The sequence below is a fragment of the Microcoleus sp. F4-D5 genome (genome assembly GCF_036704885.1).
Taxonomy (GTDB): Bacteria; Cyanobacteriota; Cyanobacteriia; order Cyanobacteriales; family Microcoleaceae; genus Microcoleus.
In genome coordinates, this window is the sequence record NZ_JAUBSX010000098.1 from 1 (window position 1) to 23,787 (window position 23,787).

At 46.2% G+C, this 23,787-nt stretch carries 23 protein-coding genes; 10 read left to right on the forward strand and 13 right to left on the reverse strand.

The annotated features are described in order from the left end of the window. Positions 1-412: 412 nt before the first annotated feature. Both QUA80_RS29330 and QUA80_RS29335 read left to right on the forward strand, forming a co-directional pair. Positions 413-610 carry a hypothetical protein gene (locus QUA80_RS29330; protein ID WP_333428486.1) on the forward strand — a complete coding sequence of 66 codons (198 nt, stop codon included), beginning with the start codon at positions 413-415 and terminating at the stop codon, positions 608-610. Between the two features lie 395 nt (positions 611-1,005). After that, a complete protein-coding gene (locus QUA80_RS29335; RefSeq protein WP_333428487.1) occupies positions 1,006-1,878 on the forward strand; it encodes a pentapeptide repeat-containing protein in 873 nt (290 codons plus the stop codon). Between the two features lie 147 nt (positions 1,879-2,025). On the opposite strand, the gene QUA80_RS29340 is transcribed toward QUA80_RS29335, so the two are convergent. The 8 genes from QUA80_RS29340 to QUA80_RS29375 form a co-directional block, all read right to left on the reverse strand. Next, positions 2,026-3,240 carry an FAD-dependent oxidoreductase gene (locus tag QUA80_RS29340; protein WP_333428488.1) on the reverse strand — a complete coding sequence of 405 codons (1,215 nt, stop codon included), beginning with the start codon at positions 3,238-3,240 and terminating at the stop codon, positions 2,026-2,028. A 361-nt stretch (positions 3,241-3,601) separates the two neighbouring features. After that, a complete protein-coding gene (locus QUA80_RS29345; RefSeq protein WP_333428489.1) occupies positions 3,602-5,134 on the reverse strand; it encodes an NAD(P)/FAD-dependent oxidoreductase in 1,533 nt (510 codons plus the stop codon). A gap of 302 nt (positions 5,135-5,436) precedes the next feature. Continuing rightward, positions 5,437-5,922: a CRR6 family NdhI maturation factor gene (locus QUA80_RS29350; RefSeq protein ID WP_333189840.1), complete on the reverse strand. Its 486-nt coding sequence runs from the start codon at positions 5,920-5,922 to the stop codon at positions 5,437-5,439. 251 nt (positions 5,923-6,173) lie between these two features. Beyond that, positions 6,174-8,123 carry a DUF3685 domain-containing protein gene (locus QUA80_RS29355; RefSeq protein ID WP_333428490.1) on the reverse strand — a complete coding sequence of 650 codons (1,950 nt, stop codon included), beginning with the start codon at positions 8,121-8,123 and terminating at the stop codon, positions 6,174-6,176. Between the two features lie 47 nt (positions 8,124-8,170). Beyond that, positions 8,171-10,384: a hypothetical protein gene (locus QUA80_RS29360; protein WP_333428491.1), complete on the reverse strand. Its 2,214-nt coding sequence runs from the start codon at positions 10,382-10,384 to the stop codon at positions 8,171-8,173. A 735-nt stretch (positions 10,385-11,119) separates the two neighbouring features. After that, positions 11,120-11,584, reverse strand: a complete 465-nt coding sequence (locus QUA80_RS29365; RefSeq protein WP_333428492.1) for a Fur family transcriptional regulator — start codon at positions 11,582-11,584, stop codon at positions 11,120-11,122. A gap of 247 nt (positions 11,585-11,831) precedes the next feature. Beyond that, positions 11,832-12,797, reverse strand: a complete 966-nt coding sequence (locus tag QUA80_RS29370) for an Hpt domain-containing protein (protein WP_333428493.1) — start codon at positions 12,795-12,797, stop codon at positions 11,832-11,834. A gap of 182 nt (positions 12,798-12,979) precedes the next feature. Continuing rightward, entirely contained in the window at positions 12,980-13,234 is a 255-nt protein-coding gene (locus QUA80_RS29375; RefSeq protein WP_333428494.1) for a hypothetical protein, read from the reverse strand. Positions 13,235-13,427: 193 nt separating this feature from the next. Between QUA80_RS29375 and QUA80_RS29380 the strand changes: the two genes are divergently transcribed. The 3 genes from QUA80_RS29380 to QUA80_RS29390 all read left to right on the forward strand — a co-directional run bounded on the left by QUA80_RS29380 (position 13,428) and on the right by QUA80_RS29390 (position 15,809). Next, the gene (locus QUA80_RS29380; RefSeq protein ID WP_333428495.1) at positions 13,428-14,111 is read left to right on the forward strand and encodes a DUF1345 domain-containing protein; all 684 of its coding nucleotides are present in this window, start codon (positions 13,428-13,430) and stop codon (positions 14,109-14,111) included. A gap of 300 nt (positions 14,112-14,411) precedes the next feature. Then, entirely contained in the window at positions 14,412-15,311 is a 900-nt protein-coding gene (locus QUA80_RS29385) for a hypothetical protein (RefSeq protein ID WP_333428496.1), read from the forward strand. Positions 15,312-15,584: 273 nt separating this feature from the next. Next, the gene (locus tag QUA80_RS29390; protein ID WP_333428497.1) at positions 15,585-15,809 is read left to right on the forward strand and encodes a DUF3800 domain-containing protein; all 225 of its coding nucleotides are present in this window, start codon (positions 15,585-15,587) and stop codon (positions 15,807-15,809) included. Positions 15,810-15,997: 188 nt separating this feature from the next. Here the strand turns inward: QUA80_RS29390 and QUA80_RS29395 are convergent, their stop codons facing one another. Continuing rightward, positions 15,998-16,129, reverse strand: a complete 132-nt coding sequence (locus tag QUA80_RS29395) for a hypothetical protein (RefSeq protein ID WP_333428498.1) — start codon at positions 16,127-16,129, stop codon at positions 15,998-16,000. A 63-nt stretch (positions 16,130-16,192) separates the two neighbouring features. Here QUA80_RS29395 and QUA80_RS29400 point away from each other — a divergent pair, with 63 nt between their 5' ends. The 4 genes from QUA80_RS29400 (at position 16,193) to QUA80_RS29415 (ending at position 18,441) form a co-directional block, all read left to right on the forward strand. Continuing rightward, positions 16,193-16,453 (forward strand): sulfiredoxin, encoded by a 261-nt coding sequence (locus tag QUA80_RS29400; RefSeq protein WP_333204641.1) that lies wholly within the window; start codon positions 16,193-16,195, stop codon positions 16,451-16,453. Between the two features lie 90 nt (positions 16,454-16,543). Then, entirely contained in the window at positions 16,544-17,095 is a 552-nt protein-coding gene (gene dps / locus QUA80_RS29405) for a DNA starvation/stationary phase protection protein Dps (RefSeq protein WP_333239414.1), read from the forward strand. A 78-nt stretch (positions 17,096-17,173) separates the two neighbouring features. After that, positions 17,174-17,875 carry a helix-turn-helix domain-containing protein gene (locus tag QUA80_RS29410; protein WP_333428499.1) on the forward strand — a complete coding sequence of 234 codons (702 nt, stop codon included), beginning with the start codon at positions 17,174-17,176 and terminating at the stop codon, positions 17,873-17,875. Between the two features lie 239 nt (positions 17,876-18,114). Beyond that, positions 18,115-18,441: an STAS domain-containing protein gene (locus tag QUA80_RS29415; protein ID WP_333428505.1), complete on the forward strand. Its 327-nt coding sequence runs from the start codon at positions 18,115-18,117 to the stop codon at positions 18,439-18,441. Between the two features lie 56 nt (positions 18,442-18,497). On the opposite strand, the gene QUA80_RS29420 is transcribed toward QUA80_RS29415, so the two are convergent. Then, the gene (locus QUA80_RS29420; RefSeq protein ID WP_333428500.1) at positions 18,498-19,634 is read right to left on the reverse strand and encodes a SpoIIE family protein phosphatase; all 1,137 of its coding nucleotides are present in this window, start codon (positions 19,632-19,634) and stop codon (positions 18,498-18,500) included. A gap of 399 nt (positions 19,635-20,033) precedes the next feature. Here QUA80_RS29420 and QUA80_RS29425 point away from each other — a divergent pair, with 399 nt between their 5' ends. Further along, positions 20,034-20,504, forward strand: a complete 471-nt coding sequence (locus QUA80_RS29425) for an ATP-binding protein (protein WP_333428501.1) — start codon at positions 20,034-20,036, stop codon at positions 20,502-20,504. Between the two features lie 56 nt (positions 20,505-20,560). Here QUA80_RS29425 and QUA80_RS29430 read toward each other — a convergent pair whose 3' ends face one another. The 3 genes from QUA80_RS29430 to QUA80_RS29440 form a co-directional block, all read right to left on the reverse strand. After that, on the reverse strand, positions 20,561-21,328 hold the full coding sequence (locus tag QUA80_RS29430) for a DUF1350 family protein (RefSeq protein ID WP_333428502.1): 768 nt from the start codon (positions 21,326-21,328) through the stop codon (positions 20,561-20,563). A 569-nt stretch (positions 21,329-21,897) separates the two neighbouring features. Continuing rightward, the gene (locus QUA80_RS29435; protein ID WP_333428503.1) at positions 21,898-22,938 is read right to left on the reverse strand and encodes a glycosyltransferase family 2 protein; all 1,041 of its coding nucleotides are present in this window, start codon (positions 22,936-22,938) and stop codon (positions 21,898-21,900) included. 385 nt (positions 22,939-23,323) lie between these two features. Beyond that, positions 23,324-23,787 (reverse strand): transposase (locus QUA80_RS29440; RefSeq protein ID WP_333428504.1); only part of this gene is annotated, 464 nt, incomplete at its 5' end.

Here is a 23,787-nt window from a genome sequence, read left to right on the forward strand (position 1 = left end):
CAAATAATGTCATTGGTTTTCTCACAGGATGGTCTTGGATCTTACATTCTTTATCTCTAGCACATCTTTAGAAAAATATTACTTACTGTTAGTTTTGTACAATCTGCAATATATTATCAGCTAGGTTGTGAACGAATAGCCTCTCCCGTTAGGCATATCGATAAATCCCTCATAAGTACAATGTTAGGACTTAGGCAACGAATCATTTTTTACTACAAAATCTGTAGTGCTAAGGTGCGGTGTGCATCGCCCTACAGGTAGAGTCTATTCGTAATTCCTGAATGTCTGAAATTACTTTTAACCTTAACGAATTAAGGAAAGATTGAAAAGCACGATCGCAGAACTGCTGCAAGACAACAGAGAATAATTATCGCTGGCTATTAAGCTGTTTTAGACCTTTTTTAAATAAAAAATGACAGTAGATAAAATAGGGAGATGCGACTATGGCAGCTTCGCTACAACTGACGCGAATACAACCGATAAACTTCCAGTATCAGTTGAAAAAGAGTTGTTCTCCACATTTGAAAACAAGGAGATTGATTGTACTATTGATGGTGAAAAAAATATCACTAAATTAGTGATATTTTCGGTTGTAGCTATAGCACAGTAGTATATGGGTGTGCAGATCGAACGCCGAGCATCTACAATCACTCCGCTACGGACGTGAAAAAGGTAATTATACAAAAGTCACCAATGAATATATAGAGTTCTTAATCCAAAACTTCGGACAGTTTTTGATTGCCTCCCGTAAAATAACGGTTGCAGCGCTCTGACTACGAGGTCAACCCTTGCCGAGGCACAAAAGCTGCCAACGGTAAATCAATGGTTTCAGACTAAGACATCAAAACTATTGGGACTTGGGAAAAAGCACAAAGTATCTTTATAAATATAAAGTTAATATTCAGTTATCTTGACAGTGCGATCGCGTCCGCTCACTTTGATATAAAATATGTATCAAGAGTGTTTATTTCTAGATAAATTTCCGCTATAAGGAATCTGACCCGTATGGAAGTAACTGAGTTGCTCAAAGACTACGAAAATGGAAATAGAGACTTTGCTGATGTCAACCTCGCCGGAGCCAACCTCAGCGGAGTCATCTTAGTTGGGGTAAACCTTTCGAGGGCTAACCTGTCGGGAGCTAACCTGAGTCGGGCGCATCTGACCAAAGCAGAACTTAACGGCGCAAACCTTTACAGGGCAAATCTAAGTTTTGCCAAAATGGGTCAAGTCAGACTAGCGGACGCAGATATGACGAAAGCCAATCTCAGCGGAGCTTTCCTCGTTAAAGCAAAACTCCCTAGGGCAAAGTTGAGCGGAGCCCAACTAATAGGTAGCAACCTGCGCAGCGCCATCCTCTGGAATGCCAATTTGTGTACAGCCGACATGAAATTCATCAACCTGCGGGGCGCGAACCTCACGGGGGCAAACCTCAACTGGGCCAACTGCGGAGGAGCAAAACTCAGCGGTGCAAGGCTCTTTGGCGCTCAACTAACAGGCATCTATCTTAGGAAAGCTTACATCAACGGTATCGACCTGAGCAGGACGGATCTCAATGGCGTCAACCTGAGCGAAGCCAAACTCAACGCGGTCAACTTGGAAGGCTCGAACTTGATAGCATCCAATCTCAGCGGAGCTCAGTTGCGGGGCGTCAAGTTGATGGGAGCAGATTTAAGCAGAGCAAATCTGGTGGGAGTTTCTTTGGTGCAGGCAAATCTTGATTGGGCTAGGCTGTACTATACAGACTTGAGCGAAGCTGACTTGACCGGGGCAACATTAATGGGAGCCAACTTTGAGGGTACTCAGTTAGCCGGAGCCAGAATGCCGGAATCTGTAAGCAAGGATGTCTACTTAACTGCGACGGGTACTGTCGCAGCTTAGCAAACGGCAAAAATCTATCTCGCATCCGAGTCGGCGACTATGGCATTTGTCTAATTTTTGATGCAGGTATCGTTACTTTCGGTGAGAGTGCTGCACTGGCAAGAAATGTACCGATATTTGGGAGAGTTTGTAGAACCATTATTGAGCTTAACCGATCAATTTTGCGACTCGCAAAGCAGATGTAATAGCTCCTTCGTGTAAACCATCCCCCAAGTAAGCTCCCGCATGATAAGTATTGTTCTCGCCATTAGTCTCGATAACTTCATCTCGATATCGAAAAGACTCGACAGTGTACAGCGGCGTGTGATGTTTCTGAATGTGAATAATGTGCTTTTTGTCGATCGACTCCTCCAGTTGAAAAGCTAAACTGTACTCTCGTGGTGATGAGATGCCGCAAAGCTGATTCAAGCTCGCATTATATCCCCATCCCTTGTCTGTCTCGAAAAAATCAAATTCTGATAACTTGCGGATACCGTAGCGATCGTACATTGATGTATCCGAATGCAGTACAGTGGTCGCATAATTGGGTTTCCACGCCGAAAACCGCTTCGTTTCCGCCTCCGTCGGATCGGACAACAGCCTCATAACTCGATCTGGTGGCATCGCAAAAACCACCTTATCAAATTCCTGGATTTCCCCATCAGAAAGCACAATTTTTACAGCATCCGCACTTCTAGAAATATTAGCAATCTCCACATTCAGCAGTATATTGCCCTTAAACCGTTCCAGAATCTTTTCAATGTAAGAATACACCCCGCCTTTAATCCTCACCCAGTTGACCGAGGCATATTCGCGCAAAACAGGCATCGCTAATTCTGCCGGGAAATTGTCGAGCAATTCAAACGGTATCGAGTAGCTGTACATCGTCAGCAACTTCAGCCAATAATTGCGGACGCACGAGCTTTTCAAAGACTCCGAAAGTGGCATATCGTAGAAATCGTGCTGTTTAGCAAACCGCATTTTTAAAATAAATCCCGCCGAACGAGCGTAGAGACTATCAAGTCGCAAATACTCGATCAGGCGTTGGATTCCGGTGAAATTCTTTCGGATAGAGACTCCAGACAAAAAGTGAGTGCCATCTTTAAAAAACAGCGCGGAACCAATCTGCACGGGTTCTAATTCAACCCCTAGCTCCTGCATCAAACCAACGAAGTTGTAAAACACAGTCGGAAATTCCAGCACCCCATTTTCTAATATTTCGTTGCACTCCGATTGATTTGGGACAACATTTTTATTCAGCGTGCGAATGTGTCCGCCTAAAATCGGCTGACTTTCCAACACAGTGACGTGATGCCCCTGTTTATCGAGCCAGTAGGCTGCTGCCATACCACTGGCTCCGCCCCCAACAATTGCAATTCTCATAGTTCACTCCTAGATTGATAGAAGGAAGATGGAAGAAGGAAGTTCGGCAACGGATTCGCTCGACGGATGTAACGGATGTAACGGATGTCAGTCCGATGGAAGTCGGAAGAAGGAAGAAGGAAAAAGTAAGAAATTATCGTTTCCAGGTATCACCTAGAAACGCATTTTAGTCTTGCTGTGCCTCGTCATTTTTAAGAGGAGGTAGAGCCTCCATAAATTCATTCTCTGGCAGAGCCAAGGAACGAGATAACGAGAGCAGAAACGAGAGATTTTTAAGAGGAGGCAGGGCAAGAGTGAAATTCATTCCTTGGCTTTGCCAAGGAACGAGAGAAACCGGAAAATAACCAATTGCCCATTTTCCTTAGCCTAAAATCGCATCGCCGGATAAACGTTGATAAAGCAGCGCCCCCGTCCAAAATGTCGGTGCAAAGCCTGGATAGCCCGAGGAAGCGTTGCAGAAATAGAAATTGTTGAGGGATGTTTCATGATTTAGCCGATCGACCCCCATGTTGCGCGGCGTCAGGCTGGAACCGTAGGAATTACCGTTAGGACACCAACAGAAGCGCTCGTTAGTCGTCGGACTTCCGGTAATATGAAAGACCATGTGTTTGCGGAAATTCGGAACATAGTGTTTTTCAACCACATCTAAAATCGAGTCCAGAATCTCTTGTTTCTTCTGTCTGTAAGCTTTGCGATCGGTCTCCCAAAGTTGTTTAAAATAGCTGTAATTAGCAACAGTCAGAAATTCGACAATTTGACAATCTTCTGGACAATCCCGCCGCGCTTCCGTCAGTAAAGTTGGCGTTGTAATTGCAAAGCTCGGACGAGAAAAATCATTTTGCTCATACATTTGAGCAAACGCTTCATTTAGATCCAAGTGTTCCGAATGAAACGTATTCCACTTGCCAAATCCATAGTCTCGGAGATCGATATCTTTGACAACGCAGTACACCATGTAGTTAGAGGCAGAATACTCATAGTTGAGTTTCCGCCGCACTTTTTTAGAGAACAGTTCCTCTCCAATCATCTTGGCCGCTCTTTTCGGGTCGAGGTTGCAAATCACCGTGTCGCCAGTGAATTCATGGGTTTGATTGGTGGTCAAATCCATCGCTTCAACACCAGTTACTGTTCTGTTTGTCACCATAAAATTCGTGACTTCATGGTTTAATAAAACTTTCCCCCCGTTGGATTCAATGACTTTAACTAAAGAATTGATGACATATTCAAAATGCTGCGTCGGGTAAAATGCGCCTTCTTGATAGCCTCTAAACAAGGCAATCCAAGCATAGAAAGAAAGCTGATTTGGAGGCAGCAAAAAGTCCGGCCATTGCAGGGCTAATAAGGTTTGGGCGGCTTGCGGGAGTTGGAACTTGTCGAAAACGTCCTGAAGTGTACTATTGAGGTGTTGGACGGCACAGAATACGTCACCGAAATTTTTGAGCAATTCAATTGGTTTGACGGGAGGAGCGAGTTTTCTTAGTCCTTCGCCTGTTTTCTCGACTTCGTTCACGAATTGGCGAATTCTCTCGCCCGCTTCGGGAAACAGCGCCGACAATCGCCGGATCAGTTCCTCTGGTTCCGAGGGAATATCCAGTGCATACCCAGGCATCCTCATGTGGTCGTAGCCATTCGGATCGTACCGTTCAAAGGTGACATCTCGATCGAGACCGAGTTTTTTGAGAACTCGATTGACTGTATGTCCTTCGCCGCAGTCCCAAACGTAGTGGAATTGGGCATTAAACGTGTATTTGTTGGCCATTGTAAAGGTGTGACCAAAACCTCCCGGATGTTCGTGAGCTTCGAGGATTTGTACGGTTTTGCCGGAGTTTGCCATCAAAGCTCCGAAAACCAGTGCTGATAAACCACTGCCGACGATGAGGTAATCTGTTTGCATGGGAAATTTCCTCGATCGATTGAATCGGGCGATCGTTGTCTATTTAAACTAACTCTCAATTCTGAGAAAATTCTGAAGTCCACCAACAATTTTTTGAGGCGCGCTGGTTTAATGACTGTATTAAAGTCTGATTCCGGTTGCTGTTAAGCTTAATTAACCTGTTGTGGATAGAACTTACAGCTTCGCAGGCGGACTGGAAAGCCCGCCACACAAGGGAAGAAACCGGATTTCTACCTTTCTACTTAGTCTTTAGGTATAGAGTCGCCTACCTAATTAGGACTATGTTAATTTGAGTGCGATGCTTATTTGTGCGGCACAATCACATCAAAAAAAGCATCCTCCAAATCATAACCAAACATCTGCGACATCGCCATCAACTTCGATTTACTGGGAATTCCTTGCTGATTCAACCAATCAGTCAACACAAAAATTTTGTTCATCAAAAACATCTCCAAAGCTTCAGGATTATACTGAATACCTTGGGTGCGGTGAAACTGGTGCGGCACCAACATCGCCGCATACCGGGCCAATTCTCCCGCTTTCCAATCCAGCAAAAATGGCAGCCAAGGGTAACAAGCATCCAAGCGAATAAACCACAGCCGCACTTCGGGAATTTCCGAAATTTCTCGCGGATCTAACTCTTCGCGCGGATACTCAATTTCAAATTGTAGCTGTTGTTCGTTTTGGGCGATCGCTCCTTCGGCCAGCCATTTTTCGATCGCAGTCCGCACCGGAGACAAATCTAAACTGTTTATGCGATCGGCATTTATCGATATCATAATACTCATAAAATGTCAACCCTATAGCAGTAATTTATATCAAATCCGGTCGAGCGACCGCGATTTACCGTTGGGCAGGGGCGGGTTTATGAGACTATCGATCTCAACCAAATATTGTTGGAAAAACCCGCCCCTACAGGTTATTGAGAATGGTGTCACATCTCATATATATCCCACCTATAATATCACTACCAATGCCCAATTATCAATATTATCAATTAGCAATGCCCGATGCCCAATTCCCGATGCCCAATTCCCAATTACCCATTTTTCCCAAACTTGCTATCCTGCAAAGAATTACCAATCCCCTGGATAATTCCCCGCCCGATCAAACCAATTCCCCGCCCTATTACCTGAGTCAAAACATAAACAACGCCAGCGCCCAACAGCGAAATAACCGCGCGAACTCTAGGTGCGATCGCATCCCTGGTTTCCAGCAGCAAAGTCAAGGCTAACTGCCACCCAGAAAGCTGTGCTAACTCCAGATTTCTCGGAGCATAAATAGAAATTCTCTTAATTCCTGAATCGCCCAAAACAAACAGCCAAAACCTGCTTTCAAAAATAGCTTTCGGTTCCACAAAATAGCTATCCCAGCTATATCTCCACGACAAATCATTCCGAAACCGCTCAATTTCTCGCGTCGAAATCAACTTACCATCGTAAAAAATTTGCTTAATTTCCTCAATATTCGCCAAATTATTTAGCAGAGGCTGTACCACTCCGCTAGCAACTTGAATTGCCAAATTTTCCAACAAAGCTTCAGCTCGCTGCATTGCTTCCGGGCTGCCAGCAACACAAGAAATATTGTCAACTGTTAGAGGAACTTCAAATAGTAAATGTGCCAAAAAATCAACTGTCATCGGTATTTTGTCAAGGATTTCTGCTGCAACTACATCAGCATCTGCCAGCAGCATCGGCACAACTTCGACGCCGCTGCCTGCCAAGAGATAAGCAGCGCTTCCCCCTTGACTTTCTCCCAAGTTCAAGCTTGTTTGACTGCCATCAAAAACCAGATCTTCTTCCGTTTGCAGTGTATAGTATCTGCCAAAAAAATCTATGATTGTCGCCTCCCACAAATCCCGTAAAATAGCCGGCATTTTTTGTGACAATTGAGTTTGCTGCACTTGCGAAAAGCGCAATTCCTCCAGCAAATCTTTTAACTTCCGCAGGATGGAACTCATCAATTCACGCTTTTTGGGCGATCGCAAAATATCGATTTCCAAAGGCACGCCAGTCACATTCACCAACTCAAACTGCAATTTAGCCGCCACCGAGTCAAACAAGCTACCTTGCCAATTAGTTGCAACCGCCAAAGATTCAGCCGAAACTTGGGAATTCGCTAATGGCGATTGAGCATTATTTAACAAATTCTCGCCTCTAATTTCTTCTTTCTCCCCTCTGCTTTCTGCCCTCTGCCTTCTGCCTTTTCCCGTCTCCTCTCTGCCTTCTGCCTTCTGCGTTCTGCCTTCAAATAATAACTGACTGACAATCCAGCGAGCGGCCAGCAATTCTCGGCGGCGCCCGCTGAGTACAACCCCATCTAAAATAGACGGCAAATCTTTCGGAGCTGCGGCTCTGAGTTCTTGTAAATCACCTTGAACAACCGCCAAAGTTGCATCTATTTCTCGCAGTCCAGACAGACAAAAACCAGCCAGTATTTTTTTGTGTACGGGCCTATCAACTGTCGGATAATCTACATTTTGCTCTGTACTTACTGGTGAGTTTTCTACTGTTTGAAGCACCGCTGCATTTTGTTCTATTTCCGAGTTAGATGCCACATCTGTCGTCCAATAAGTGCTACCAGATGCCACCGCGCGAATAGCTTCGATGGTCGCGGAAATACCTCTACCTTTAGGACAATAGCCATTCGCACCTGCGGCCTGTACTTCCGCCAACAGCTCCGGTGTCAGCGGCCCGCCTAGCACCAACAGCGGCAGGTTGGGGTACAAACTTTTGAGTTCGCCACACAATGCCAGCGCCTCTATTTGACGCGATCGCCAATTTAAGGTCTCAACAGCCAAAATGGCCAAATCAGCAGGCTTCTTGGCTGTTTCAGAGCCTAGCGAGCGAGCCTCTAGAACCCGCAAAGCCTCGTTTCCCGTTGAAACGTCTGCGACAACTTGCAAGTCTGGATACTGCTCGCAAGCGACTCTCAGCCCCAGCCGGAAAATGGGGTCGGCATCGATCGACAGCAGTTGAAAGTTACTCACTCGATTTTTGATTTGAGATTTTAGAGGTCGATCGCGCGAAAACCCAATTACTCGGGGATCAAATTAGCATCAGGAGGCCCAGCCGATTCAGGAATCGAGGGCGGTGGGGGTTCCGGAGCCGGAGCCGGAGGAGCAGGTTCCGGGGCCGGAGCCGGGGCTTCTTCTCTCGCGGGCGGATAGTAAGGTTCCGGCTCCCTCGCGGGCGGATAGTAAGGTTCCGGCTCCCTCGCGGGCGGATAGTAAGGTTCAGGTTCCGGCTCTCTAGCAGGCGGATAGTAAGGTTCCGGCTCGGGAGCCGGGGCCTCTTGGCTGGCAGGCGGATAGTAAGGCTCGGGAGCCGGAGCCTCCTCGGGAGGAGGCGCGTACTCCTGTTGGGGAGCTGGCGCGTATTCCTCCTGTGGCGGAGGAGGCGCGTACTCCTGTTGGGGAGCTGGCGCGTACTCGCGAGCGGGTTCCGGCGGCGGTGCAGTGTTAGCTCTGAGTTCAGCACTCCAGCGCCCGATCGCACCTGCTGCCTCTGAATACAGCGCCCTACCGTAACCGATTTGTGAAGCCGTATCGATCGCCGCTCCTAGACTGCCTTGAGAGGCCAATTCCGAAGCTCGATCCAGAATCGGTCGGTCTTGAGCAACTTGCAGTTCGCTCACCCACTGATAGACATTATCCTGAGCTTTGGCGTACAAAGTCCTGCCGCTCTTAATTTCCGAAGCTTTTTCAATAGCAGCGCTAAGTTTTCCTTGCTTCGCCAGGGCGATAGCTTCATCTAAAAAAGGCTGATCTTGAATAACTTCTATGCGTTTGGTCCACTGAGCCAAGAGAGTTTGCGCCTCTATCCTGCGGGGGCGGTTTTGAGCGATCAGCAGTAACTGAGCGATCCCGCCCTTGAGTCCTTCAACCGTTTGCGGTTCTGCCAACTGCTTCGCCAGGGTCAGAAAAGATTGGTCTTCGAGCCGCTGAATTTCCCGCCGCCAAGCAGCCACCAAAGTTTGAGCGTGAACCCGCCGCGGCTGCTTGAGTCCGATGGTTTGCGCGTGTTCGATCGCGAGTCCAAACGTCGCTATCTGACCGAAACTAGCGATCGAGCTCGCCACTTGCAGCCGCAGCAAATCTTGAAACTGCACCTGCAAATTTTCAATTTGAACTTGAGCTTGCTTGTACAGAGGGCGACCCGGAGCAATTTGGCTAGCAGCCCCCTGCCCTTCGAGCAAGCTAAAAATGTGTTGTGGCAGCGGAGTTGATATCGACTGGTTCCACGTCACCGCCTGAGCTCTACCCAACTGCATCAAATCTTGAGCTTCTGCAAACAGTAGCGAATCCTGCGGCACAACAGAAGCAGCCTCGATCGCTCCCGGCAGATCTTTCGCCGCCAATCGCTTAGTCGCCATTGCCAGCAAAGTCCGGCTCCAGCCCTCAATTTCCTTCTCAGCTTTAGCGCGGGCAAAAAGCTGCGAGTCTATTTTACGAGCCAGGACGATCGCCTCAGCGAACTTTTGCGGAGTTCCCTCTTCCGCCAAATCTCTAGCCTCTTGCAAGCGCTGCCAGCCGTTTCTTTCCAAAGAAATCTGCTGGATCAGCTCGTTGTAACGCTTCTGACTCCAGAAAATATTTTCCAGCTTAAATAGAGCTTGAGCATAATCCCAGGCTTTCCTTAAATCCTCACTTTTCAAAGCTGCTAGGGCTGTATCGTAGAGTTTTTGGCCCTCCTGCCAATTTTTTTCCCAAGCAGTAACCGCCTCTTCTACCTCGGGGTAAGACGGACTGGTTTTCGGAATTTTCGCCACAATCTCCAGAGCACCCTTCAAATCGCCCCTCTCTATTTTTGCCCTGGCAAATCCCAGAATAGATTTCGACCATTCCCCTATCAAATGTTGACCCTGCGAGTATAGCGGATGTTCTTTCGGCCAAGCCTGCACCAGTGCCATTGCCGATTCTAGCTGTTCTAGCTTGCCCGACTTAGCTGCTTGCTGAGCGCAGTAAAGTCGCTCTCCGTCCGCCGCCAGCGGCGACAGTTGCTGGCAATTGGGAGGCGGCGGCATCGTCAGCAACCACAGAAATGCAGCGGCACCGGTTACTCCAAATCCCACCAGGAGACTCAGCCAGATTAGCTGCCACTGCCAAAAAGTTCTTTTCCCCTCTATCGGTGACGCCGTTGCTGAGGAAATCGCATCGCCTGTCGCCTCTGCACTCAAATGTGCCGTCGGTTTGGGGGATGGGTTGTATTGCGGTGGTGTGTGGAATTGGTCAGATTGTCGTCTCGCCATTACTTCAGCCTGTCCTGTAATGCGCACTCTTCACGTGACACTCCCACATCAAATCATAGATTGTGATGTCGGCTTCTGACTCCTGTTAAGGAGATCGAGAAGTTCCTTCAAGGTACTGGCAGTCTTTCCCTCTACGGCGTTTTATAGTGAGGTTCGTGTCCAGCCCCACTGGTTGCTTCCTAGTATTTTAGGCTCTCGAAGCACGTAAATCATACCAGTTATCACACAGTTATTCACAGATACCGGGGTCGTTTAGCAGAAAAAACAGCATAAAGCCCCGTCAGTCCATCAATTTTAGATTTGAGATTTTAGATTTGAGATTTTAGATTTGACTCCACAGATGAATTGTGGGAGGGATTCCACTAAGGTCTAATATAAAATCCGCGTCAGAAATTCGCCGATCGGACTCAGCGGTTGAAACCCCAACTACACAAACTTTCGTCTCCTCCAAGCCGGTTAAAAATCCAGGGGACGCTACAGCCGGATTTTGTCTACACTTTTACGTGTAGCCGGTAGAACTGATTTTTTGGGTATCTTCGTAAATTTTATTCCCGATCGCCAAACTTGGCGATCGAGTTTCATTTTTGTGTTTTCTTTTTTTTCTACTGTGCCGAATTTCGGCGGGCGGCGCAAAAAAACCGATCGATCCCAGCTAAAATACTTGAATTATTTTATAGGAGCGACAGGCAAGAGCACAAAGATCGGTTTTGCTTCCAACAGCCGCTGCTTTATCCGTTACGAAGCCTTTGGTGTATCGCTGACACTCAATGCTTGCGTGGGGGACTCTGCAGTTCGGTATCCGTAGAAATCTATCCGGTAGTCTACAATTCTGACGCCCGTTTGCTGTTGGATTTGCTCTATCAAATCGATCGGCAATTCCACATGAACGTCCAGAATCTGAGCCGTATCAAGACAGTTGACATGAGAGTGAGAGTCGCTGACATTGCCGTACAAGCGTCCCTCCGAGCGTTCTATGCACTCAATAATCCCTGCTTTCGACAAAGCTTCTAGATTTTGATAAACAGAAGTATGACCGATCGAATGCGCTTGTTGGTTGAGGCGATCGTAAATTTCGCGAGCCGAAAGGTGTTCTTTTGCCTGCCACAAAAGTTCTAAAATAAATCGACGCTGGCGGCTCAAGCGCATTCCCATCGCCTGACAGCGGTTCAAAGCATCTTCTAATGAACGAATTGGTTTCACAGCTACCGCCTTCTAAAGCCTGCTCGATTTTTAATTTTTGTACATTTTAATTTTTGTACAATATTGCACGCCTATCCTGTATTCACTAATTCTAACGCAGGGTTGCCCAACAGTAGAAGTTAGAAAGCAAAAATCTCGAATGAGTAAATTTTTTATAGTTGCTGCTGAATTTAGGCTGCCAGCACGCACCACAAAATTTTCGGTCTCACAAATATTGCTGCGACTCTATCTTCTACTGCAACAACTCCTAGTTCGAGGATTTGATGGCGTGAACCAATAACTTGGCGATTTCCGAGAGTTGCTTTTTGTTGAAGGTTTTCAGCAAAAGCCTCACTACAGCCTTCGGTTCGCCGGGAAGTGCTACTTGCTTCGACTCTGCTGCTGGGGCTGCTGGGGCGCTTGCCTCTGCAGGTTTTGGGCTTGCTGCCAAAAGTAGCAAATTTTTACTCGGAACGATCGTCTTGACTTTCCCCCCTTGCACCAAATCCCCAGCCTCCTTGAGTTCTTTGATAATCAGCGGAGCTAAGACTTTATAAGAGTTTTTGGGATTAACTATCGCCCCTCTAGCTGTTTTAACTAAATTTTGCCAAGTCTCAATTTTACCTCCCAACTTATAGAGGCGAACGCAGACAGCCGTCAACTCCTGGCGACTAGCAGCCGATTCTTTCTGCTTGAACACCTGCAACATTTCTTTAAGTAAAGCCATAACTTCAATAGCAAAGTTCGCCGGCACAGGGCCCGCTGTTTGAGCGGCGGGCGCACCAGACCCAGCAGCAACCGGTATAACTTTGCCCGAGGCCAAGTTATTGAGGTGAGTTTCCAGTTGAGCAAAAACAGGCATCACCTGCTGCACGAGTTTTTCTCCCTCTTCATTCCTCAAACCGAAAGGCCCCTCCAGTCGCCCCAGCAAGTCCTTAAGCGTATCAACTCCCTTTAAAAATAGGGATTCTGACGTTTGGTCAACTTGCTTGACGGGCCCGTCTTTGAGCACCTTAAAACAATCTTCCAAACGGTGAGCGGTTGTTTTAATACTATCTAAGCCCAGCATTGCCGCCCCTCCTTTTACCGAATGGGCCGCTCGAAACATCTCCTGGACGCTTTCGGGGTCTTTCATCGTGGACTTCAAATCCACTAAACCATTTTCTAGGGTATCGAGGTGCTCCTTAGCCTCCTCTATAAACAAACGCATAATTCGGTCTTGCTGATCTGACACGATAGTCCTCCTAACAATCTCAGCACCCCTCCAGAAAGCACCCTCTTCACGGGAGGAAACGCGACTCCTGCCCAGAGTCGGAAGCTCCCATGCAAAACATTCTAGCCTGCCTCAGCTAGCAGGCTGACAATAGTGCTCTGGCAGGGGCCTTAGAGCTAAAACTGGTGCGGTGGAGAGTGAGCCTAGAGTTCTGAGGGAGTATCTGGAGCGATTTCAATGCCCATTCCTTGTTTCATCATCTGCTGATCCGTAATCAAGTCGCTTAACTCCTTGACTTCGACGCCGATGTCTTGGCAAGCAGATCTGAGTTCCCGCTCGAAGGTGTTGAGGTCGCCTCCGTAGCCACAAAGCTCAGCGGCTGTGGCGATTCCTTGTTGGGCGTTGGCTTTGGCGCAGTCGATCAATTCAATGCCTTTGAGGGGTTGGGAGGATGTCATAATGTCAAACCGCAATTTATCTTTTCTCCCACTGTAACTAGAATGTTGAGGTCGATCGATCTATCGAAAGGCATGAAAAATCTTGCCTGTGCTGCGTGTTATTAATTCATACCAATTTTTTGGGAGTTCCTGCGAAGATGGCAGTAGTTGAGATTTTCTAACCCTGACTGTGCCTAAATTACACTAGATTACTGTGAAAAATGTTTCCCAATCTAAAATGCACTGGATCTGGAGTGTCCGGCACCGCCTGTTTGTCTCTGTTCTGTTTGCTATGGCAGTTGCTGTGTTGCTGCCGCCTGATTATCTCCCCCTGACTCGGACGCTGTGCATTTGGAACGCGGGCGCGGTCAGTTTTCTGATTTTAACTTGGATGCTGATGCTGCAAGGCACTCCCGAAATGATGCGCCACCACGCTCAGCAGTTGGATGCCGGCCGCTTAACAATCTTAAGTACGATCGTGGCAGCCGCTTTTGCTAGCTTGTTAGCCATCTTCTTTTTGCTGCGCGATACAAAAGGCCTGTCGCCGAATTTGCTATTTCTGCACCTGGGGCTTTCTGTCCTCACAATTGTTGGGTCTTGGATGCAGGTGCACACTATCTTCACCATGCACTATGCCCGCAGCTTTTACAAAAACCGCAGCAAGCAGCACGGCAGCTACTCGCAGGCGGGGCGTTTGGATTTTCCGGGCGACGAGGAACCAGATTACAAAGATTTTTTATATTTCTCCTTTGGTATTGGCATGACTTGTCAAGTTGCAGACGTGCAGATCACTTCTCGTTCCACGAGGTATCTCGTGCTTTTTCACAGCGTGCTGTCGTTCTTTTTTAACACCGCTATTCTGGCGATGAGCGTCAATATTATTGCGGGATTGAGTTGATAGGATTCAGTAGCAGATGCTGCGATTTTTTGTTAATGGGGGATCGATCTTGTGTTAGGGCGCGGCTTATTGCCCGAATTCCAGAGTTAGACGCAAGAAAGTCAGGCCAATCACCAAATTTTGCATAACTCAATAAAAAATGTTAGTCTAATAACGAGTTATACGAAAAGTTTCCGCCTCTCCACATGACTTGGGGTATGGTTCGGCAACTTTCAGTCTAATAATGGTTGGGCTTTGGTCAACCTAAATTTTGTCTAGTTAAAATTGATAATAACGTTATACTTGATTTAAACTTTTTCTATGAGCAATGCAGAATCAGCAAATATCAAACTTGAACTCAGCTTGTTAAATAATGGGCTAGATTTTATTCTCAAGGGCATAGACGAGCTTTTTGATAATTATTACATTTTGAGAGAATATTTAAATGCGGCTGATATTGGCACGAAGAGTTACAAGTATGGTGTTCTGAATCTTTTTTCTGGTTTTTTGCTACTTCTTAAAGAAAGGCTTTTTCGTTATAAGCCAGAACTCATCTACAAAGGAAGCCTAAAAGATATAAGAAACAAGCTTGATTCAGGAAAAGTTCCTAATACCGTCGATCTCGATGAAGCCTTAGAAAAATTAGAAATCGGCCCGGAATTTGTATTTTCCGAGCAAGATGTAAAGTTAATTAGATATGTGCAAGATGTGAGAAATAAATTTGAGCATTACAAAATCTCGGTTAACAAGTACGAACTGTGGTCGAATCTATCAAAGTTTTTGGAGTTGATTGATAAGTTTCTTGTTGAAGAACTTCACATAAGTATTGAAAAATCACCTGAAGCCTTAGAAATTACAGAAAAAATACACAAAATAGATTCAGTCTGGGAAAGAGTTCAGAAAGAGCGTAGAAGGCAATTTGATCGGGACATAAAGGGTAAAATTGAAGAATTCAATAAATCAAGAGACCGAGTTATGCGAGAGTTAGAAATAGAGTCTTACTATAGCAAGGGGGCAGATTTCTTGTTAACAAATTGCCCAGATTGCAATGAAAGAACTACGCTCGCCTACGGAGAGTTTAAAGGCATATGTACTAATCCAGAGTGTGGTAGTGGTCACGGTTTAACAGAATGCGCGAAATGTGGCGAACTTACACCTGGTTATCCTTGGGAACCAAAGTTTTTTTGCAGTTCTTGTTTAGATTGGATATCTGAGCAATAGAGAAACAGTTTGAGAGTTGTGCGTGAGACAGACAACTTTCTTAACATATGTAAAATCTAATCATTCAAGTTGATTAGACTGCTTTCAACCGAATTATTGCCAACCATCATAGATACATTGTAAAACCTGCTTTTTGCCTAAGTCATCATGTTTCTTATCAAGTCAAATTCATTACGAGCATGATTTAACAACAAGTGAAAAAAAGCCCGCAACAATAAGGATAGAAAAAATTTCCCTCAACCACAATATAATAATCGTGTCAAGAAGCAAATTATGGTTAACCAGTTTCGCCTCACCAAAGTTCCCAATAATGTTGAATCTGCTATTAATACGCTGGAAACCAAACCTAAAGAATTTGCTCTGTACCTTGACGAGTCTGGAAGTCCCAAACCGAGTCCCGATGACTCCTCTCCCTTTTTTGCAATGGGTGGCGTTTTGATTGAGAGGAGCAACGAAGCTATCATTAATAGTCTTCTAGTGGACTTCAAAAATTGCTGAAAGAGTCCTCAAGACATACCATTACATGGCAATGAAATCCGCTCTCTAAAAAAACGCTAAAACCGCCTTTTTAGCGGTTATTTTTCAGCGGTTATGATGCGGCAGTCGTAACGACTACCCCTAGGCTTTGCCTAATAAATTTATAACTTTAGGGCATTCAAACGTCAAGACACGGACAATGAATTGAGCTACCCAGGTGATGGGAAGGAATTTTTAATGGTGATTTTCCCACCCAAAGCCGATCGCCCTCCATCCCCCGACACTACAGCAAACGGCCGATCGCACGCCCCCGTTCTGCCAATCTCAAAATTTCCTGACATTTTTATTGCCAAGTCGAAGTCATTACGAGTATGATTTAACAAGAAGCAAAAAAGAGAGTCGCCATGAGGATCGAAGAAATACCCCTCAACCAGATCCGCCGCCCCCTGCCGCGAGTCAACGACCAAAGCAAAGTAGCCGCCCTCATGGAATCCATCCGCGAGGTAGGTTTAAACGAACCCATCGACGTGCTAGAAGTAGATGGTCAGTATTACGGATTTTCGGGCTGCCACCGGTACGAAGCTTGCCAGCGTCTCGGTTTAGAAACTATCCGCTGTAAAGTACGCCGAGCTACCCGTGCCGTGTTGCAGATGCACCTAGCATGAGCCTATCAACAGAAATTCACAACAGGCAAATATTCGATCGCCCAAACCTTGATATTCGATCGACAATCACTACTAACAACCTAAAAACCTATGACTGCCAACAACCACAAACAACATCTTTACCCCACCCGCATCGATATGTCCGCCGCCACCCGCTCTCAAGTAGTCGGGCTGCTCAACGCCACGCTGGCAACGACTCTGGACTTAAAAACTCAAGTCAAGCAAGCTCACTGGAACGTTAAAGGCATGGACTTCTACCAGTTGCACTTGCTGTTTGACGAAATGGCAACAGAACTCGAAGAATACGTTGATACGGTTGCCGAACGGGTCACAGCTTTGGGCGGTTTGGCTGTAGGAACAGCCCGCACAGCCGCCGCAGATTCGATCCTGCCAGAATTTCCTTTCGACATTGTAGACGGCAAAGAATACGTGACTGCTTTGGCCGATCGCTATGCACCCTACGCCCAACACCTGCGAGTCGCCATCGACAAAGCAGCGGAACTCGGCGACGCCGATACAGCGGATCTCTACACCGAAATTTCGCGGACAATTGACAAGCGTTTGTGGTTCCTAGAAGCGCATTTGCAAGGTTCTGCGACAAGTGCAACAGCCGCCGCCCGCGAAAAAGTAGCCGTCAAATAGCAAGCTGTCAATAATTGAACTTGCATCTTCATAAGTTGCGAAACTCCTGTGGGGCGGGTCGAAGAACCCGCCCCAAAAATGTATTTCGTTAATGCTCCTGAGAGCTTAGGATCGAGAATATGTCCATTTATTAATTTGGATGAATTTTTTGTGGCAGCTAATATTCCAGATTATGCTCCTCAACTGCAACGCCTGATTCAACAGGCGGGGCTTTCGGGCGATCGAGAACTCAGCCAAAAAGCAGGAGTTTCCGAGATCCACGTCAGTCGCCTGCGTCGCGGCTTAGCCCTGCAAACCCGAGCCGACATCCTGCTCAAAATCAGTCAAGCTTTACAAATTTCCTTAAGCGAACTGCTCGCAACCTTGGCACCAGACGTAGAGTTAGAACAGTCTCCACCAACAGCCGTAGAACAAGAATATCAGCGCCTGCAAGCTTCGATCGAACAGCAGCGAGAATCTTTGATGCAGGAATTCCAGCTATCTAGCGTGCAAATTTTAGAATCTTGGATGTTGCAGTGGCCGACTGCTGCGAGCAAAGCTCAGGAAAATCACCACTTGCGGGCTCAGAAACTGCTGCCGTTGCTGCGGCCAGTCGAGCAGTTATTGGAGCATTGGGGAGTGGAGTCGATCGCTCCAGTCGGAGCCGAACTGCCCTACAATCCGCAACAGCACCAGCTCATCGAAGGAACAGCCCAGCCGGGAGAACCCGTCAAAGTCCGCTACACAGGCTACAGACAAGGCGACAAACTCCTCTACCGCGCCAAAGTTAGCCGAGTTTGATTAATACCAGAAGGTATTCAGCAGAACAAAGATTGTCCCCCTCTCAAAATTCACTGCCGGCGTGGCGCTGCGACTCTCATCAGCGTTGCGATCCGCGACGATCGCCATCTTTTGCACTCAAAACTATTTTCCCGCTCTCAGCCTCTGGCGCTTTCACTCTGCGTTATTTGGATCGGAGTCCATCTCGCAGCTATACTAGCCTAGTCTGGCTAGAAATTCTGACATTCCCACCGCAAAATATGAGTCCTGTAGTTAAAATTATTCAGCCCTCTGGCATTTTAGACGGCACCAAGGCAAGTCAATTCCGCCAAGAGATTAGCGACCTAGTGGAAGCGGGAGCCGATGTGGTATTGATAGACTTCCAAGATGTGACATTTATGGATAGTTCTGGTTTGGGTGCTTTAGTCTTGGCGCTCAAAACAGTCCGGGCCGCTGGGAGTCAATTAGTTGTCTGTTCTATCAACGAGCAAATCCGCATCTTATTTGAACTCACCAGCATGGATCGAGTTTTCGAGATATTTCCGACCCGTGAAGCTTTTAATAGCAAAATTCTCTCAACTAACTAAATCTTTTGGCTGCTGCCTTCTTGCTATTTTGTCGCAGATGTGATGCAAGAGGTCAGCTAGCCAAAGTTTACCTTGAGTAAAGACCAATCATCATCAAAAACTGCTTTAGCGTTCAACGTTTGAATGTAGTTCAAAACCAGCTCTAATTGGTCGGCAGTTGCACCGTTGTAAGCTGCTAACAGGTCTACGAAAGGGTCAAGCCCCCAAATATTGCCGTCTGGTTGGTGGATCTCGTATACTCCGTCGCTAAAGATGTAGAGAGTGCTTAAATCCTCGACATCGCAGCAATTATCGACATAGGGGGCGTCGGGGAACATCCCCACAGGCATTCCGGGGGTTTTTAATCGCTGGATTTTAGCAGTGCTCGCAGGCGACTGGGAAATCAACACGGCCGGGGGATGGCCGGCGCTGGCGTAAACTAGCTGGCGAGAAATGCGGTTGTAAACGCCGTACCAGATGGTGAAATACTTGTCATTTTGGTAGGTCATCTGGAAGGTGGTGTTGAGGGCGCGCAAAACATCGCTGGGTTTGTAGTAGTCAATGTTGGGGAGGGCGCGCGATCGCAGCAAATTCAAAACTGCCACCGAAGGCAATGCCGCCCGCAAACCGTGACCGGCCACGTCTAGCAAGTAAATCGCCAAATAATCTGCGTCCAGCCAGTTGTAGTCAAAGCAATCTCCCCCCAACTGTCGGGAGGGAATGAACTTTGCTTCAATGCTGACAGGTTCCGTCATCGGATCTGGCAGCAGCGATTGCACGTACTCAGCCGCTTCGGCTAATTCTGCTTCCAGACTTTGCTTGGCTATTTTCAAATCTCGGCTGAGTTGGTGCAGCCGCAATCCGGCGCGTACTCTCGCTTGTAATTCGTTGAGTTCGATCGGCTTCGAGATAAAGTCGTCGGCACCGGCGTCGAGCCCTTTGACTCGATCGGCGATCGAACCCAAAGAAGTCAACAAAAAGAATTGTGTAGTTGACAGATCCGGATCTGCCTTAACTCGACGGCAGACATCTATGCCCGTCAAGCGCGGCATGATCCAGTCGCAAATTATCAGGGCCGGACGCAATTTTTGCGCCTGGGCTACACCGTCTTCGCCATTACTTGCTACTGTTACTTCGTAACCCTGTTTTTTCAGAGTTCTTCTCAGCAGTTCTTGAACAGCCGTATCATCGTCAATAACCAGAATTTGAAACATGGGCACTCAGGTACTACAAGTCTTTCAAGGTCTGGGGGTCATTAAAAATATATCCTGTCAGCGCGCTGGTCTGAGATTGAGTATACTCTAATAACATCGCCTTCGACGAGGTAAATGCTTTTGCCCCCGCACCGTGGAGTTTAATTTACCTCTAAATTTGATGAAAATTTTAGCGCCCTCAAACTTCACTTAGTTTATACTTAGAATATGAACTTCGATCGATTTTTATTGGCAGCACGGACAAGTTGACATGGGAGTACGATTTCTGGTATTCTAAAAAGCTAATTAGTAGATTTGATATTTACAAACTAGCAGCAACAGCTAGTATCCTCAAGTTTAGATTGAATTTTGCTTTGTTTTATATTTCCCTAGACCGATAGAGAACTTCAGTGGCTGAGCGTGATTGAATTAAAAGGTTCCGAAAAGTTGCCGATGCTCAAAAAAGCGGATCTTCAAGTCAATACCGGTCTCAATGGATTAGACCATGTTTTGTCTTGGTTTTCACAATTGTACGACTCCCGAATTCCTACAAGTGTGTGGCTCAGGTGTCAGTTAGCTTTGGCTGAGGGCTTTACGAATGCGGTGCGTCACGCGCACAAGGGCAAACCAGCGGATTTGCCTGTTGACATTCAGGTGGCGGTGTTCGCTGAATCTTTAGAGATTAAAATTTGGGACTCGGGCGATCCGTTTGATTTAGAGAAAAAAATCCAAGATATTTCGGAAAAAGTAGATATTCACTCTCCGGGCGGGCGGGGCCTAAAATTGATCAAAGACATCGCAGACAGTATTAGTTACGAGAGAACGGCTGATGGACGGAACTGTTTGTCGATGGTCAAAAATTATTCGCCGTGTCTCAATGCCGAAGGATGAAGCTGATATTTTGGAACTGCCGGAGGAACTTTTCGGTTAATGAAATCGATCGGCTTTTAAACGCGGGACAGAGGATTCAGCCACAGCAGAATTGTCCGTTTTAATTCATTTAATTCTCGATACACTTCTTGTTTTACCCATTGCCCGATCGCATCGAAGGGCGTAAAAATTTGACCTACAGGCCAGCTAACATCTTGACCTAAGGGCGTTTGATGGTTGCCGGTCAGGGTCTCAACTGTAATCATCTCGGGAAATCGTGCCTTTAGCAGTTTGGTCAACAGCAGGGTTTGGTCGATGTTGTCGCCGTTAAATTTCACTAAAAGATTGCGCCGGATTTGATAGCTATCTTGGACGAGGCGATTAGTTTCTTGCGGGGACGGCGTAAACTCGACGTTAAAGACGGGGGAAATTTGCTCGACGATCGGGATTGCTTCGGATGCCGCATAATTGTTGAAAGAAATCAGAATATTGCCTGCCCTTTCTACGTCAAACACAGAACCGATCAGCAAGTGAAGTTTGCATCCCATGCTGTGTCCCATACCGTAAATGGGGAGATAGGAAGATTTGAGCAATTTAGTGGCCCGCAGCCGATCGAGGGCATTTTCAAATTTGTTGAGGACATCGCGGGCGATCGCAATATGATCCAGAGTATTGACAAACGGCGTTGCTACTACAACATATCCTTGGTTCCCCAAAGCTTCTAACAGCCAGCGATAAGTGAGTTGCGGTGCTGTCGCCACAAATGCACCGCCGAGAAAATGTACGATCGCGATCGGTCTTGAAGGAATTAATACCCAGTTACCAGAAATTTCTTGCCAGTCCATAAATTCAATCTAATTCCAAATAAAAAGGCGATCGTCCTCTGAAGGTATAAGGCAGAACTTTTTGTAATTTTTTGCTTTTACTTTCTGCCTCAAAAGGGGCTTTGCCAACCATTTTTTCATTCAAAAAACTTGGCTCTTTACTTATATATGATATTTAGTGTAACTGTTTTGGCGGCAAATAGCACGGGGGCGAACGCTGTTATTTCTGCCCTGTATAGGGTTGAAGCTGACATCCGATCGCGACATTCAAAAATTTTTATATCGTTTCCCATCGCACGGCGGCAAGCCGCTGCAGTTGTTATTGCGGGTAATTGACCCGACAGGATATTAACAGTCAAATACCACTCAAGACCCGAAGAGGGCCTATTAACTAGCCCCTGCGCGATCGGCTTTGATGCAGGGCGGGCATCACCTAGTTTCTGGCAGCATCTCACTTTTGTCGCCAAGCTATAAATTAAAGTTTTGAAGCAGGAGGCAGAAGGAAAGAGTCAGAATGCAGGAGCGAGAAGAAGTGTTTTTACAAATATGAGATGCTCCTTAGTTTCTTGACTAAAACCTGTATAAAAATATCAGCTCCTTGAGGATAACCCCCCGAATTCAGAAACTCGCGGGGGGTTTAATTCTGCCGAATTACTGATGCCTTCTGCCTTTTGATGACTCAGCTTCTCGTGAGCCTTCATCCATTTCCACTTGTTCAGAGTAGCTTGAGGATTGAGCACTGTGGTAGCGATGCCGTAAACAATAGTCGGCAAAACCTCCCGATTTAAAAAACTTTGCCCCAGCTTTCTCATGTAGTGCAGTGCCAAAACTTCTCGGAATTTGTTAATCTTTTTCAAAAGGGGCAAATTCTTAAAGCGTATCTGTTCGTACTCGTGGAGTGATAACTCTTTTTCTCCCCGCAAGCGCCGCAGTTGGTTTTCCTTGACACAATCAGAAGCTATGCGCTTTTTCAGCCAGTGCTTGTCCGTGAGAGACTTTCCTCTAATTCGATAATTTCCCAAAGGTTCTGTCGTAGCTAGCAAGCCGTACTTTTGAGCGAGTTTGGTAAATAACTCTGTATCTTCTCCTACCTCCCAATCTTCTGCAAACCCACCTTCTTTGAGAAGAATGGAGCGATCGACTACAACAGAAGACGGGAAAACCCAAGGGCTTTCGCCTGTCTCCTTAATCGCCTGCATTTCTGCTTTAGTTGTAGGATAGGTGGGAATGTAACTCAATTTGTTGCCGCGCTTGTCTAAATACCGCAAAGCGTGAGCCACAGCTTTGACTTCGGGATTGTCTGCGAGCATCTTCAAACAAACTTCTAGCTTGTTGATTTCCCAGGTATCGTCGCTGTCGATAAACGCTACATACTCGCCCGTTGCCCGATATATCATTAAGTTTCTCGCCTTAGAAACCCCGTAATTTTGAGGATTCCGGAAGTATTGAATTCTCGAATCTTGTTCCGCCAGTTTAGCGGCAACTTTGTTAGTAGCGTCAGTAGAGCAGTCATCAACAATTAAAATTTCTAGATTCTTGTGGGTACCATTGAGTACGGAGGCAACTGTCTCGGCCAGAGTGTCGGCAGCATTGAAGGCAGGAATGATTACGCTGACTTTTTGGCTGTTCATAACTTGCATTAGGTGTGGTTTGGTAGGGGTTAGCCGAAGTATAGTCTATAAGCAGACACTCTGACTCATTTACGTGCAAGTACCTGTAGTCACGAAAATTGCCTACATAGTGCCAATATAACAGGCTTACCTACCTAAGTGTTATCTACCATAAGGGGGGGAAACGTGTTAGGAGAGGGAGTGCAGACTATTGGGCGACAATTTTTCTGACACACAAGCCTCGGCTGCGAGGCATTGACGGTTTTGTCGGGGGATTGAAGTTTTCCTAAAGTCGATCGGATATTTTTGCTTTAATCGGACTTACCCAGAGAAACCACGCATCCCCCAAAATTGTTGGTTTGACAACTATAGCAATCCTAAATGATTTTCTATATCTAGAGCAATCCTAAATGGTTTTCTCTGTGTAAGTATATTGACGTATTTTGGGGAAATCAAATTTATGTTCGTTAGTAAAAAACTCAAACAAAAACTTGACAATCTTAAAAGACCTACATAAATACCAATACTTTCTTAAAAAGTTTTTAGCTTGTAACCAAATATCTTCAACGGGATTCTGTTGGTCCGCATTGGGAGCAAATAAAATACAAGTAATTGACCAATTATCAGGTTCTTTGTCACCATTTAGTTCTAATAAAAAGTCTCTAAATTCTCCATACTTATGATAACTAGCTCCATCCCAAATCAAGATAATCTTGCGATTTTTATATTTATCTTGTAAGTGTTTTATGAATGTAACTGTTGATTTTCCATCACCAGATGGATGGCTCTGAATATGGAATTCTTTGCTTTGATAATTGAGGGCGCCAAAATAAGTTTGTCTATCTTTTTCATTGGTAATTGGGACTTCAA